Source organism: Streptomyces sp. NPDC037083 (genome assembly GCF_055606485.1).
Window position 1 is genome coordinate 232,580 of the sequence record NZ_JBVJSQ010000005.1, and the last position, 13,422, is coordinate 246,001.

The window sequence follows — 13,422 nt, forward strand, 5'->3', positions numbered from 1 at the left end:
CACCATGACGACGCTCTGAACGGCCCCTGCCGAGAAGGCCCTTGGCGACTGCGCCGAGCGTGCCGGGCAACGTCCGAAGTGGCGTCCACACCCTCATAGTCACGAAGCTAGCCCCACCGCCGTGGCGGCCGGTTTCCGAGCTGTTAGACCCCGTGGGTACTTGAGTTGCGCCGCCCTCACACCGCAGGCCAGGAGACTGTGACCGTAGGACGGGGTCGTGTGCGACGGCCCGGGTCGCCGCACACCGCCGTTCAGGCCGTGTTCCGCTCCACGGGGATCCACAGCTCCGCGTCCGCCTGCGTGGCGTCCTGCGACAGCCGGGTCCGCAGGATCTCCGGCCCCGGCCGGCTCCGGTACGGATTGGACGGGAACCACTGCGTGAACACGTCCCGCCACAGGTACTGCAGTGCCTGCGGAAACGGCCCGGAGCTGTCGAAGACGGCCCACGTCCCGGCCGGCACGGTGAGCGCGTCCATGTCCTCGGGCACGGCCGCTCGGGTCACCACCCCGTGGTAGTAGTCGAGTTCGGTTCCTTCCGCCCGACTCGGGTCGAGGTTGTCACTCACTCCTACGATCCCCTGCGGCGCCTGGTCGGACAGACTCCGCATGCGCTGCAGCGTCTCCTGCCCGATGCCCCGGACGAAGTCGGCGATGGCGGGGTTCACCCCCTCGTGCACGAGGGGGACGCGCACCTTCCTGCCGACCACTCGGAACTCGTCCTTCTCCACGACCCGGTATCGCATGCTGCTGCTCCCTTCGACGGTGAGGCGGAAGGACAGCCGTGACTGGGACTGCAGACTCGCACCGGACCGCCTGGCCTCGCCGGGACCGATGCCGTGCATGACACGGAACGCACGCGCGAACGCCTCCCCCGACGTGTAGCCGTACCGCACCGCGATCTCCAGCAGCGTCCGGTCCCCGGCCAGCACCTCGGCGCCGGCGAGCGTGAGCCGCCTGCGCCGGATGTACTGCGACAGCGGGACGCCCGCCAGCGCGGAGAACAGCCGCCGGAAGTGGTACTCCGAAGTCACCACGATCCGCGCCAGGTCGGCCCCCTCGATCTGCCGATCGAGGTGCTGCTCAATGTGCTCCATGGCCTGGTTCAGCCGCTCCAGCACCCCGGCCCCCCTTCCCTTTCGATCACTCACGTTAGGAAGGAACCACCCTGCCGGACCCGACATCCTGTGCCCGGTCCGGTCGGGTACGACGGCCGGCGCCGTCAGCTCTTCGTCAGGAGTTCGGCGAGGGCGATGTCGAGCTCCAGGACGTTCACCCGGGACTCCCCGATGAAGCCGAGGGTGCGGCTCTCGGTGTGGGCGTCGACCAGCTTCTCCACCTGGGTCACGGACAGCCGAGCGCATCGCAGGCGTCCGGCTGCGCCCGTGGGGGCGCCCCGATGCGGAACCGTCTGCTCCCCCGGAGGCGGGGAACGCGGTGTTCATGACACTTGCGCGTTCATTGCCCGACGATGCCACCGAGTGGTGGATCTTCCTGGGCGTCTTCGTTCTCTACGCGGTCGCCCGCTGGTTCTTCGCGTGGCAGCGGGCCCGGCGCGAGGGCGACGGGCACCCCGTGCGGGCCGCGTTCGCCGAAGAGGACGATCCCGCCACGGCGACGGGGGGCGGGTTCCGCTCCTACCGTCAGTTCTTCGGCTTCGTCGGAAGCGCCGTCGCCGTGGTCCTGGTCGGCGCGCTGACCGAGGGCCGTCTCCGCCTCGCGTTGCTGTGGACCCTCGTGCCACTGCTGGTCGTGGCGATGTCGTACCTCGACTTCCGTCAGGCCGAGAAGGCGCGCTCCAGAGCAGGCTAGGGGCGGACCGGGCGGGCGGCGGCACCGGCACCGATTGCCCGCCGGCGGTCAGCCGCCGACCGCCGGCCGTCGACGCGGCCACGGTGTTCGCCGGGCGCCGCGTGAGCGGCTTGTGTGCGCCGCTACTTGAGTTCCGCGTCCGTGTAGTAGCCGCCCGCGACCAGGACGTACTCGTAGTTGGTCCGGTCGACGCTCGTCGGCTGGAGCAGGTGGGCCGGCACGGCCTTGACGCCGTTCTTGTAGGACCGTCTGTTGTTCACCTTCGGCGTTTTGTCGTTGAGTATGTCGTCGACCATGTCCGAGGCGATCGCGGCGAGTTCGCGGATGTCCTTGTAGATGGTCTGCGACTGCTCGCCCGCGATGATCGACTTCACCGAGGCCAGTTCCGCGTCCTGGCCGGTGATGATCGGGAGGGGCTTGTTGCCGGAGCCGTAGCCGTCCGCCTTCAGCGCGGACAGGACGCCGATGGAGATGCCGTCGTACGGCGACAGCACCGCGTCGACCTTCTTGTTCCGGTACGACTCGGACAGGAGGGCGTTCATGCGCTTCTTCGCGGTCGGACCGTCCCAGCGCAGGGTGGAGACCTCGTCCAGCGCGGTCTGGCCGGACTGCACGACCAGTTGCTTCGTGTCCAGGTACTGCTGCAGCAGGTGCATCGAGCCGTCGAAGAAGAACTTGGTGTTGTTGTCGTCGGGGGACCCGGCGAACAGCTCGATGTTGTACGGGCCCTTGCCGTCCTCCAGGCCGAGCTTGTCGATGATGTAGAGGGCCTGGAGCCGGCCGACCTGCTCGTTGTCGAAGGAGACGTAGTAGTCGACGTTCTGGGTGCCGAGGATGAGCCGGTCGTAGGAGATCACCGGGATCTTCGCGGCCGCGGCCTTCTGGAGGACGCCGTTCAGCGACTTGTTGTCGATGGCGGCGATGATCAGTGCGTCGACGCCCTCCTCGACGAGCTTCTCGATCTGCGCGACCTGGGTCTTCGGGTCGTCCTGGCCGTAGACCAGTTTGGTCCTGTACCCCTTGGCCTTGAGGTCGTCGACGACGCTCTTGCCGTCGGTGAGCCAGCGCTCGGAAGCCTGGGTCGGCATGGCGATGCCTATGGTCTCGTCCCCCGAGCGGGCCTCGGTGCCGGTCCTGGTGGTCTGGCCGCAGGCGGACAGGGTGAGAGCCAGGGAGGCGGCTCCGGCGAGGGTGGCGAGAGCGGCTCTTCGGTTGCGCATGGTGATCGTTCCTAGTTCTTCTCGTCGTTGAGAGGATGACGGCGTACCCCGTAGCGGCAGGGGGCGGCGCCTGCTCGGCCGGACGAACCGGCCGGGCGAGCAGGTCGAGAGCGGGACGGACGCGAGTCGGGCGCCGGCCCGGAGCGGGTCGGGCGCGGGGCGTCGCCGTCGCGAGCGAAGGTGGTGTGCCGTGCCGGCGCTCGTGGGCGGGCCCCGGGTGGATCCCGCAGGGGGCCGCACGCGCGGACGGGCGCCGGGCGCCGTGGGACGGACCAGACTTCAGTCAGAGCGACTGGAGAGAGCGGAGAGAGGGGTGTGCCGCGGCGGGTCCGCTCGGCGGCCTCGAAGATCCGCACGGTGCCGCCGAGTTCGGCGGTGGTGCCGGTGTGCTGCACATGTCTCATGGGCGGCGGACCGTCGGAAGGTCCCGCTGGACGGACTGCGGGTCACGGCGCCGGGCACATGTCGCGAGTCGGAGACCAAGTGCCCCATTGTCGCGCCGCAGAGCGCCGGTCTGGCCGACCTCGCAGGTCTCGCCGATCTCGCCGATCTCACAGGTCTTCGCTTCGACTCGGCCCCGCAGCCGGATCCCGTCAGGTCTCGGGGCCCCGTGGTCGGTGTGCGCCTGTAAGTACGCCGGGTTGCGCCACGGCGTTCCGACCACCCGTGTGCTGATTCCGTTGGCGCGCAAGGCACTTGCCCTTCAAGCGTTCGAAATTTCGTCACATGGTCGGCACGCTGGCGCGACAGTAAGAGGAGTTGCGTGAGGTGTCAATGGGACGAACGGCAACGGCCCAGGAACCCGGCGGCCGGAGGCCGGGGCCGAGGGCTGGAGGCCGGGGGCTGGAGGCCGGGGCCGAGGACCGGGGGCCGGGGGCTGGAGGCCGGGGCCGAGGACCGGGGGCCGGGGGCTGGAGGCCGGGGCCGAGGACCGGGGGCCGGGGGCCGGGGCTCTGGGCGGCGGGGTGCGCTCTTCGTCTCAGCAATCGGACCGGAAAGGCTTCGAAACATTCGGAATTCACCTCACGGAGCACTGATCTTGGAATTCGGTGTTTCGATCATCATTGACGATCCACTCTCCCATATCGCCCGTCTTAGCTGCTGATTTTCATTCCACCACCGGCATCCCGCCCGTGCGAATGTTTCGAGATCATTGCCGAAAGTATTGACAGTTGGCAGGGCCATACCAAAACTGTCGGTCAATCCGGGGGCCCGCATCGCCTGCCGGCCCCCGTCGGCTTTCATGAGGACGAGGAGGAAGCACGTTCATGAACGCACCCGCACGTTTCAGGCTGTTCCTCAGCGGTGTCTGCACCACGGTCCTGGTCGCTGTCGCCGCGCTGATGTCGCCCGGCATCGCCCACGCCGACACGGTCGTCACCACCAACCAGACCGGCACCAACAACGGTTACTACTACTCGTTCTGGACCGACTCGCCCGGCACGGTCTCCATGAACCTGGGCTCGGGCGGCAGCTACGGCACCTCCTGGCGCAACACCGGGAACTTCGTCGCCGGCAAGGGCTGGAGCAACGGCGGACGGCGAAGCGTGACCTACTCGGGCACCTTCAACCCCTCCGGGAACGCCTACCTGGCCCTCTACGGGTGGACGTCGAATCCGCTCGTGGAGTACTACATCGTCGACAACTGGGGCACGTACCGGCCCACGGGAACGTACAAGGGCACCGTGACCAGCGACGGCGGCACGTACGACATTTACAGGACGACGCGCTACAACGCCCCTTCCGTCGAGGGCACTCGGACCTTCGACCAGTACTGGAGCGTCCGGCAGTCGAAGCGGACGGGCGGCACCATCACCACCGGCAACCACTTCGACGCCTGGGCCCGCGCCGGGATGCCGCTCGGCAGCTTCAACTACTACATGATCCTCGCGACCGAGGGTTACCAGAGCAGCGGCAACTCCAACATCACAGTAGGCGGCACCGGTTCGGGCGGCGGCACCGGCGGAGGCGGCAGCAGCGGCTGCACGGCGACCCTGTCCGCGGGCCAGCAGTGGAGCGACCGGTACAACCTCAACGTCTCCGTCACCGGATCCAGCAACTGGACCGTCACGATGAACGTGCCCTCCCCGGCGAAGGTCCTCTCCACCTGGAACACCAGCGTCAGTTACCCCAGCGCCCAGGTGCTGACCGCCAAACCCAACGGCAGCGGCAACACCTTCGGCGTCACCGTCCAGCCCAACGGCAACTGGACCTGGCCCACGGTCTCCTGCACCGCGAGCTGACCCCCGCGCCCCCGCGCCCCCGCGCCCGCGCGCCACGCACCCAAGCACCCCACCCGGCACCCGCACCCCGCACCCCGCACCCCGCACCCCCGCCTCAGGCTGGAGGACCACTCCCCATGAGCACCAGACCACCCCTGTCGTTACGCGCCCTGGTGACCAGGCTGGTCGTCGTCGCGACGGCCGCCGCCTGCACCCTCACCGTCCAGGCCGCCGCCCCGGCACAGGCCGCCGCCTGCAACGGGTACGTCGGGCTCACCTTCGACGACGGCCCGTCCGGCAACACGTCGGCCCTGCTCAACGCGCTCAAGCAGAACGGGCTGCGGGCCACCATGTTCAACGAGGGTCAGTACGCGGCGGCCAACCCGTCCCTGGTGCGGGCCCAGGTCGCCGCCGGAATGTGGGTCGGCAACCACAGCTACACCCACCCGCATCTGACCCAGCAGAGCCAGGCGCAGATCGACTCGGAGATCTCCCGGACCCAGCAGGCCATCGCCAACGCGGGCGGCGGGACGCCGAAACTGTTCCGGCCGCCGTACGGCGAGACCAACTCGACGGTGAAGGCGGTCGAGGCCAAGTACGGTCTGACCGAGATCATCTGGAACGTCGACTCGCAGGACTGGAACGGCGCGAGCACGGACGCGATCGTGCAGGCCGCGGCCCGGCTCACCAACGGCCAGGTCATCCTCATGCACGACTGGTCGGCCAACACGCTCGCCGCGATCCCGCGGATCGCGCAGGGGCTGGCCGGTCGCGGCCTGTGCGCCGGAACGATCTCCCCGCAGACCGGCCGAGCCGTCGCCCCCGACGGCGGCGGCTCCGGTGGAGGCGGGGGCGGGGGCGGGGGCGGTGGCGGTGGCGGTGGCGGCGGCGCGTGCACCGCGAGTCTCTCCGCCGGTCAGCAGTGGAGCGACCGCTACAACCTCAACGTCTCCGTCACCGGATCCAGCAACTGGACCGTCACCATGAACATCCCCTCCCCCGCCAAGGTTCTGTCCACCTGGAACACCAGCGTCAGTTACCCCAGCGCCCAGGTGCTGACCGCCAAACCCAACGGCAGCGGCAACACCTTCGGCGTCACCGTCCAGCCCAACGGCAACTGGACCTGGCCCACGGTCTCCTGCACCGCGAGCTGACCCGTCCGCTCCGCGAAACGGCGTTCCGGCGGAGCGGCACGGCGCGGCGTCCCTAGCCGTCCGCGCCGGTCCGCCGGAACGCCCACTCGGCCTTCGGCTCCAGCACGCAGCGGAAGGCCCGCCGTACGGGGGGCGTGCACAGCAGGGTCACGGTCACGGCGGCGACGAGGGTCACCGTGAGGACGCCGACGGGCTGGTGGATCCAGTGGTGGTCGTACCAGTGGGCGCGTCCCGCGAACTGCTTGACGAAACCGTGGAGCAGATAGCCGTAGAGCGTGGCCGCGCCGAGCGCGGTGAACCAGGTGCGGCGTCCCGGTACCCAGGCGAGGAAACAGGCCACGAGGACGGCCGAGCAGCCGAAGGTCGCCAGCGTCATCACGGGGCCGGACCAGGCGGGTGCGCCGAGTTGCACGGCGGCGGCGTCGTGGAAGAACCAGGCGTAGTCCATCCGCGGGACCGCCCAGTACGCCACGGCCAGGGCGGCCGCGACGACGGGCACGGCCAGGGCGCGTGCCGCACGGCGGCGCACCAGCCGGAAGTGCTCCGGCCGCAGCAGCAGGCCGAGAACGAAATAGGGCAGGAACTGCAGGACCCGCTGCAGGGCGAGGTCCTTGCCGATGGTGGGCGAGAGGGTCGCGAGCATCGCGATGACCAGCGCGAGCGGCAGCGGCCACCGGACGAGTCGCCAGAGGGACGCGGTCAGCCGCCAGATGAAGAGGGCGGCGAGGAACCAGGTCAGGTAGAGCGGGTCCAGCAGGCTGATCTCGCGGCCCGGGTCGTCGTCGGTCCACCGGGTGAACAGGGAGTACGCCACCTCGAAGACCACGTACGGCACGACGACGCCGGTGATCAGTCGCCTGACGTGCCGGGGGCTGCCGTCGAAGCCGCGCGAGAAGTAGCCGGAGACGACGATGAACGCCGGCATGTGGAAGGCGTAGACGAACATGTACAGCGCGGTGACCGTGCGACTGCCCTCGCGCAGCGGCTCCCAGGCATGGCCGACCGCGACCAGGACGATCGCCAGGTACTTCGCGTTGTCGAAGAACGCGTCTCTCTGTGTGACGCCTCGTCGCGCGAGGTCCGTCCGGGGGACGTCGCGTCGCGTGAGGTCGGTCTGCGTGGCCTGTGCGATGCCCGTGCCTTTCTGGAGCCGTGGGACCTTTTTCCGCCCTGCTAACCATCTTCGCCGAGGGCAAACCTCCCGACGCGACCCCCCGAAGCGACCCTCCGATGTGCCCCTGCGATGCGACCTCCCGGTGCGACCCTCCGGCGGCTCACGCCGACTGCGGGTGCAGCAGCCGCGCCAGCAGGTCGTCCAGGGTGACCATCCCGGTGAGCCGGCCGTCGTCGTCGCGTACGACGGCGAGGGTGGCGCGGCGGCGGCGCAGCCGCTCGATGGCCTCGCCGACCGTGTCCTGCGCGGCCAGCTCGGGCACGGGCCGGGCGAGGTCCCGGGCGGTGGCCGTGCGTCCCCGGGCGCGGGCGACCAGGGCGTCACGGGCGTGGACGGAGCCGACGACCGTCTCCGCGTCGCGCACCAGCAGACGGCTGTGGTCGTGCGCGGCCGCGACGGCGAGGATCTCCCCGATGCCGGCCTCCGCCCGTACCCAGGTGATCAGCTCGGCGGGGATCCGCAGGTCGGCGACCGGCGTCTGGGGCTCGGTCAGCGAGTTGGTGATCAGCTCCGAGTCGTCCTTGCTGATCAGTCCGAGCCGCTCGGACTCCTCGACGAGGTGGGTGAGCTGCTCGCGGTTGTGGACGGACGTCAGCTCGTTGCGCGGGGTGACCCGGCACAGCCGTACCAGGGCGTTGCTCATCGCGTTGAGCACCCTGATCAGTGGACGCACCGCCTTCACCACCGCCCGGAAGGGCGGGGAGAGCAGCATCGCCGAGCGTTCGGGGTGGGCGATGGCCCAGGACTTGGGGGCCATCTCGCCGACGACCATGTGCAGGAACACGACCACGATCATCGCCACGGCGAACGCGACGCCGTAGCTGAGCGCGTCGGGCAGGCCCAGGTGGCGCAGCAGCGGGTCGAGCTCGTGGGAGATCGCGGGCTTGGAGACCGAGCCGAGGCCGAGGGTGCACACGGTGATGCCCAGCTGTGCGCCGGCCAGCATCAGCGACAGCTCGCGCATCCCGGCGAGGGCCGCGCCCGCGCCGCGCCGTCCCTCGGCGGCCGCCTTCTCCACGCGGTGGCGTTTGGCCGCGACCAGGGCGAACTCGGCGGCGACGAAGAACCCGCTGCCGATCAGCAGCAGGACGGTGACGAAGAGCGCCGTCGGGAAGCTCATGACCGCTCACCTTCCAGCAGCGCGATCCGCACGCGGTCGGGGACATGCCGGTCGAGGGTGTGCACGTCGATCCGCGCGCGGCCGCCGCCGGGCAGGTCGACGACGAGACGGTCCCCGATGGTCGGGAAGCGGCCCAGCCGGTCGACGACCAGGCCGGCCACGGTGTCGTAGTCGTCCTCCTCGGGCAGTTCGACGCCGGTGGCGTCGGCCACCTCGTCGAGCCGGCGTCCGGCGTCCACCAGCCAGCCGTCGCCGTCCGTGACCGCGATCGCGGTCACGCGGTCCGACTCGTCGGCGATGTCGCCGACCAGTTCCTCGGCGATGTCCTCGTAGGTGACGATGCCGGCGACCCCTCCGTGTTCGTCCAGGACGACGGCGAACTCGTCGCCCCGGGCCCGCATCTGCTCCACCGCGTCCGGCAGCGGGAGCGTGTCCGGCAGCAGCAGGGGGCGGCGGGCGGCCGCGGCCGCCGTGGTGTCGGTGAAGCGGTCGGCGGGCAGGGCGGTCAGCTCCCGCACGCCGAGCACGCCGGCGACGTCGTCGGGGTGGTCCCCGAGCACGGGATAGTTGGAGTGACCGTGCACGGCGATCAGCTCGACCGCCTCGGCGAGGTTCGCGTCCTTGCGGACGAAGACGGAGTCCGCGCGGGGCACCATGACCTCGTCGAGCGTGCGCTCGGAGAACTCCAGGGCGTGGTCGAGGAGTTCGGCGGTCGTCGTGGGGAGCTGGCCCTGCTCGTGGGACTCGCCGATCAGATGTCCGAGTTCCTCCAGGGTCGCGCCGTGGTGCAGCTCCTCGACCGGTTCGATGCCGGCCCCGCGCAGCAGCCGGTTCGCCGCGCCGTCGAAGACGTGCACGACGGGCCCCACCACCTTCAGATACGCCAGCGTGGAGCCGGCCAGCGACTTCGCCAGCCGCTCGGGGACGGCGATGGCGAGGTTCTTGGGGGCCAGCTCGCCGATCACCATCTGCACGACCGTGGCCAGTACGAAGGCGAGCACGACGGAGATGCCGCCGACGGCGCCTTCGGGGATGCCGACGCCCGTCAGGACGGGGTCGAGCAGCGCGGACACCGACGGTTCGGCGACGAAGCCGACGACGAGGCCGGTGACGGTGATGCCGAGCTGGGCGCCGGACAGCATGAACGACAGCCGCTCCAGCACCTTCAGGGCGCGGGCGGCCTGCCGGTCTCCGGCCTCGGCCTGGCGGGCGAGGGCGAGACGGTCGGCGGACACGTACGCGAACTCCTGGGCGACGAAGTAGCCGGTGCCCAGGGTCAGGAGCAGGACGGCCAGCAGCCCGAGAACGGCACTCGTCATCGAACACCACCCCGCCGTGTGCCGTGCGTGCCGTCCTCAGAAGAGATGCGGCGGGATGGTCGGGGACTGTGCCCCGGGGAGTCCGTCGATCTGGCGGACAATGGGTGACTCCTTCACTGGAACGTTCACCTTGGCAACGACGACGGTCCTGCCCGTGTTCCCGGACGGGCGGACCCCTACCGAGTCTCAGTCCTGCCCGTCCGCACGACGTTCGGCCTGCGGTGCCGGATGCGGTCCCGGCAGCCGCGCCGGATCCGGTTCCGGTGCCGGACCCGGATGTTCCGGCTGTGGTTCCGGATGCGGTTCCGTTCGTGCCCGGGCCCGGGACCGGTCGTCTTCGCGGGGCTGCCCGAGCAGTTCGCGCAGCAGCCGTGCGTCGTCGGGGCCGAGGCCGTCGACGAAGCCGGCGAGGACGGCCGCGCGGTCGCGCTCGGCGTCCAGGACCCTGCGCATCCGGTGGGCGGCCAGACCCGCCTCGTCCGACACGGGAAGCCAGGTGAAGGACCGGCCGCTGCGTTCGCGGGTGACCATGCCCTTGGCGAGCAGCCGGGTCAGGATCGTCATCACCGTCGTGTAGGCGAGTCCGCCGCCCAGCCGCTCCTGCACCCATCCGGCCGTCGCCGGGCCGTCCGCCGCCCGCAGGGCCGACAGGACCGACGCCTCCAGCTCGCCCCGCGCCCGCCGCCGGGACCGCCCGCGTTCCGTCACGCCCAGTCCCCTCATCGCCGCCGTCCGTTTTCCGGTCGGACATCGTATAGACGCCGGCCGTTCGCCGGGCTCCGCCGGAACGCGTTTCTCTACAGAAACGTAGAGGCGTCTCGGACACACAGAAGGGCCTCGGGCTGCCGCCCCCGCCTCCCGCGGCCCGGCACCCCGCCCCGGCCGGCCGTGCCGCTTGCCTCGGATACCCCTGGGGGGTATACAGGAGGCGAATGCCGGGGAACGGAGACGACGTCATGGACCATGAGCAGCACCACCACGATCCCGCCCACGCGGGCCACGGAAACGCCTCCTGGGCGATGGCGGTGCAGGCGACACTGCACTGCCTGACCGGGTGCGCCATCGGCGAGATCCTGGGAATGGTCATCGGCACCGCGCTGGGCTGGGGCAACGCGCCGACCATGATCGCCGCGATCGCGCTGGCCTTCCTGTTCGGCTACTCCCTCACCCTGTTCGCGGTGCGCCGGGCCGGCCTGGGTCTCGGGGCCGCGATCAGGGTGGCGCTGGCCGCGGACACCGTCTCGATCGCCGTGATGGAGCTGGTCGACAACGCCATCGTCGCCCTCACGCCGGGCGCGATGGAGGCCCAGTTGTCGGACGGCCTCTTCTGGTCGGCCCTGCTGGGAGGGTTCGTGATCGCCTTCCTGATCACCACGCCGGTCAACAAGTGGATGATCGGCCGCGGCAAGGGCCACGCCGTCGCCCACGCCCACCACTGAACGGACGTGACGGGCCCTTCCCGCGCAGGTCGCCCTGGGCCGTCCCGACGCCTTTCCCCGCGTGATTCCGTCCCGCCCCCGGGGGTCGAGCACGAACGTGACCCGCCGTTACCCTTCCCTTCATGGGGAAGGCCGCAGGTGAGCAGATGGGGGTCGTGACCGCGTTGGTGCGGTCGGCGTTCCTCGTGAACGCCGTGTACGCCGAGTCGAGCCGCGCCTACGGCATCACTCCGCAACAGGGGCAGCTGCTGTGCGTGCTGATGCCGCAGCCGTACGGCATGAGCGAGCTCGGCGAGATGCTCGGACTCGCCAAGTCGAGCCTGACGGGGCTGGTGGACAGGACGGTCCGGCGCGGGCTGGTCCGCCGCGAGGCCGATCCCCGGGACGGGCGGGCCGTGCGGGTGGGCCTCACCGAGGAAGGCGACCGGCTGGCGCACGAGTTCTACGACGAGACGTGCCGCCGCGTCGAGAAGCTGCCCTCCGGGCTGACCGCGAACGAGCGCGACCGGTTGGCCGTGCTGCTCGCCCGCGTCGTGCAGGACAACAGGGTTCCCGAGGTCTTCACCGACCCCGAAGCTCAGGGGCAGTAGAACCGCGTGGGTCCGGGACCGCGCGGGTCCGCGCGGCGAACCCCAACGCCGTCGTCACCGCGATCGACGCGATCGCCATCACGGTCATCGCCGTCGCGGGTGAGGTGAGTTGGGCCGCGGAGCCCGCCAGCGCCGCGCTCAGGCCCTGCAGGGTGAGCATGCCCGCAGAGTGCAACCCGAGCGCGTGGCCGCTGAGTTCGGGCGGGGTGAGCGCCATCAGCCGCTCCTGCTGCACCAGGCTCGCGCCGAAGCCGACGGAGGCGAGAGCCGCGCAGGCCGCGGCGAGCGGAAGGGCGGGGCGCAGGGCGAAGAGGGTGTAGGGGGCGGCCAGCAGCAGCAGGAGCGGGGTGGCCAGGCGGGCGCGCCGGTCCGGCGGGAGAAGACGGCCCACGAGGACGTCCCCGGCCAGCATGCCCAGTGCCGCGCACGCGAACAGCGTGCCCGCCGCCTCGGGGTCGTAGGGCACGAAGAGGGCCTCGCAGCCGACGACCAGACCGTTGGGCAGCCACAGACCCAGGTAGGTGAGGCGGCGGGGGCGGGAGGACCACAGGACGGCGTTCGTGTGCCGGGTCGCCGCGGCCGAGAGCCGGCCGGAGGCCCGCGGCGGACGGACGGTCAGCCCGAGACGGGCGACGAGGGCCGCGGTCGCGTACAGCACGGCGGCGAGCAGGAGGACGGGGCGCGGGGAGAGGGCGGTCACGAGCAGGCCGCCGATGGCGTATCCGGCGATCTGCATCAGCCCGCTCATCATGTTGAACAGCGAACGCCCCGGCAGATAGCCGCCCTTGGATCCGCCGAGTATCTCGTTCAGCAGACCCCAGCGGACACCGCCGCCGAGCGAGGCGACCAGCCCCTGGACGAGGACGACGGCGAAGACGCCCCACACGGGCAGCCCCGGCAGCGCCATGAGGGCCGCCGCGCCCGCGAAGGCCAGACCGAGGCCGGTCAGCGCCGACCTCGGGGGCAGCCGGTCGGACCCCGACAGGAGGACGGTCGCGCCCAGCACCTGCGCGAGCGACGGCCCGAACATGCTCACCGCCGACAGCAGCGGCGAGTCGGTGGCCCGGTAGACGAGCGTGCCGAGGGCGAGCCCGCTCACGGTCTGGGCGGCGGTGTGGGCGGCGGCGGAGAGGAAGAGGGGAGTGAACTCGGGGACGCGGAAGAGCCGTCGGTAGGAGAAGCCGGTCATGGGCGGAGTCTGCGGCGGCCCCGGCAAGGGTGGTTATTGTTTCGCGGGCCCGCGAAACGTCACCGCCCGACCGGCACGAGAGGTCCCACGGGCGTGGGGCGTGGGCGGAGGGGGCTCGGGCGAAGAGGGCGAGGGCGGAGGGTGCGGAGAGGGCGGGGCGAAGAGCGTGGAACCGGAAGCGGCGTG

Annotated in this window: 11 protein-coding genes and 2 pseudogenes; 5 read left to right on the top strand and 8 right to left on the bottom strand. The window is 70.9% G+C overall.

Features of this window, described 5'->3' with window-relative positions; translation table 11 throughout:
* Window positions 1-251: 251 nt before the first annotated feature.
* Complete coding sequence (locus ACZ7DE_RS15815) at window positions 252-1,118, bottom strand: AraC family transcriptional regulator (protein ID WP_470762032.1); 867 nt, start codon at window positions 1,116-1,118, stop codon at window positions 252-254.
* 101 nt (window positions 1,119-1,219) lie between these two features.
* Window positions 1,220-1,351, bottom strand: a pseudogene (locus tag ACZ7DE_RS15820) (potassium-transporting ATPase subunit C); the annotation flags it as partial.
* A 107-nt stretch (window positions 1,352-1,458) separates the two neighbouring features.
* Here ACZ7DE_RS15820 and ACZ7DE_RS15825 point away from each other — a divergent pair.
* Window positions 1,459-1,809, top strand: coding sequence for a hypothetical protein (locus tag ACZ7DE_RS15825; protein ID WP_470761454.1), 351 nt, complete (start codon window positions 1,459-1,461; stop codon window positions 1,807-1,809).
* Between the two features lie 122 nt (window positions 1,810-1,931).
* Here the strand turns inward: ACZ7DE_RS15825 and chvE are convergent, their stop codons facing one another.
* Entirely contained in the window at window positions 1,932-3,029 is a 1,098-nt protein-coding gene (gene chvE, locus ACZ7DE_RS15830; protein ID WP_470761456.1) for a multiple monosaccharide ABC transporter substrate-binding protein, read from the bottom strand.
* A gap of 1,268 nt (window positions 3,030-4,297) precedes the next feature.
* On the opposite strand from chvE, the gene ACZ7DE_RS15835 reads away from it, so the two are divergent.
* Window positions 4,298-5,272, top strand: coding sequence for a glycoside hydrolase family 11 protein (locus ACZ7DE_RS15835; protein WP_470761458.1), 975 nt, complete (start codon window positions 4,298-4,300; stop codon window positions 5,270-5,272).
* Window positions 5,273-5,388: 116 nt separating this feature from the next.
* Window positions 5,389-6,405 (top strand): polysaccharide deacetylase family protein, encoded by a 1,017-nt coding sequence (locus ACZ7DE_RS15840; RefSeq protein ID WP_470761460.1) that lies wholly within the window; start codon window positions 5,389-5,391, stop codon window positions 6,403-6,405.
* Between the two features lie 52 nt (window positions 6,406-6,457).
* On the opposite strand, the gene ACZ7DE_RS15845 is transcribed toward ACZ7DE_RS15840, so the two are convergent.
* From ACZ7DE_RS15845 to ACZ7DE_RS15860, 4 genes and pseudogenes are all read right to left on the bottom strand, one after another.
* Window positions 6,458-7,537 (bottom strand): acyltransferase family protein, encoded by a 1,080-nt coding sequence (locus ACZ7DE_RS15845; protein WP_470762034.1) that lies wholly within the window; start codon window positions 7,535-7,537, stop codon window positions 6,458-6,460.
* A gap of 142 nt (window positions 7,538-7,679) precedes the next feature.
* On the bottom strand, window positions 7,680-8,699 hold the full coding sequence (locus ACZ7DE_RS15850) for a hemolysin family protein (RefSeq protein ID WP_470761462.1): 1,020 nt from the start codon (window positions 8,697-8,699) through the stop codon (window positions 7,680-7,682).
* A complete protein-coding gene (locus tag ACZ7DE_RS15855) occupies window positions 8,696-10,018 on the bottom strand; it encodes a hemolysin family protein (protein ID WP_470761464.1) in 1,323 nt (440 codons plus the stop codon). The genes ACZ7DE_RS15850 and ACZ7DE_RS15855 overlap by 4 nt, the downstream gene beginning before the upstream one ends.
* Window positions 10,019-10,348: 330 nt before the next feature.
* Window positions 10,349-10,726, bottom strand: a pseudogene (locus ACZ7DE_RS15860) (BlaI/MecI/CopY family transcriptional regulator); the annotation flags it as partial.
* 248 nt (window positions 10,727-10,974) lie between these two features.
* Here ACZ7DE_RS15860 and ACZ7DE_RS15865 point away from each other — a divergent pair.
* A complete protein-coding gene (locus tag ACZ7DE_RS15865; RefSeq protein ID WP_470761466.1) occupies window positions 10,975-11,457 on the top strand; it encodes a DUF4396 domain-containing protein in 483 nt (160 codons plus the stop codon).
* A 146-nt stretch (window positions 11,458-11,603) separates the two neighbouring features.
* Window positions 11,604-12,047: a MarR family winged helix-turn-helix transcriptional regulator gene (locus tag ACZ7DE_RS15870; protein ID WP_470762037.1), complete on the top strand. Its 444-nt coding sequence runs from the start codon at window positions 11,604-11,606 to the stop codon at window positions 12,045-12,047.
* Here ACZ7DE_RS15870 and ACZ7DE_RS15875 read toward each other — a convergent pair.
* Window positions 12,019-13,236, bottom strand: a complete 1,218-nt coding sequence (locus ACZ7DE_RS15875) for an MFS transporter (RefSeq protein WP_470761468.1) — start codon at window positions 13,234-13,236, stop codon at window positions 12,019-12,021. The genes ACZ7DE_RS15870 and ACZ7DE_RS15875 overlap by 29 nt on opposite strands.
* Window positions 13,237-13,422: the final 186 nt, after the last annotated feature.

Bases quoted from the DNA above. Each gene is read 5' to 3' on its own strand.
- chvE (WP_470761456.1), bottom strand. From the start codon at position 3,029: ATGCGCAACCGAAGAGCCGCTCTCGCCACCCTCGCCGGAGCCGCCTCC.
- ACZ7DE_RS15835 (WP_470761458.1), top strand. From the start codon at position 4,298: ATGAACGCACCCGCACGTTTCAGGCTGTTCCTCAGCGGTGTCTGCACC.
- ACZ7DE_RS15840 (WP_470761460.1), top strand. From the start codon at position 5,389: ATGAGCACCAGACCACCCCTGTCGTTACGCGCCCTGGTGACCAGGCTG.
- ACZ7DE_RS15850 (WP_470761462.1), bottom strand. From the start codon at position 8,699: ATGAGCTTCCCGACGGCGCTCTTCGTCACCGTCCTGCTGCTGATCGGC.
- ACZ7DE_RS15855 (WP_470761464.1), bottom strand. From the start codon at position 10,018: ATGACGAGTGCCGTTCTCGGGCTGCTGGCCGTCCTGCTCCTGACCCTG.
- ACZ7DE_RS15865 (WP_470761466.1), top strand. From the start codon at position 10,975: ATGGACCATGAGCAGCACCACCACGATCCCGCCCACGCGGGCCACGGA.
- ACZ7DE_RS15870 (WP_470762037.1), top strand. From the start codon at position 11,604: ATGGGGGTCGTGACCGCGTTGGTGCGGTCGGCGTTCCTCGTGAACGCC.
- ACZ7DE_RS15875 (WP_470761468.1), bottom strand. From the start codon at position 13,236: ATGACCGGCTTCTCCTACCGACGGCTCTTCCGCGTCCCCGAGTTCACT.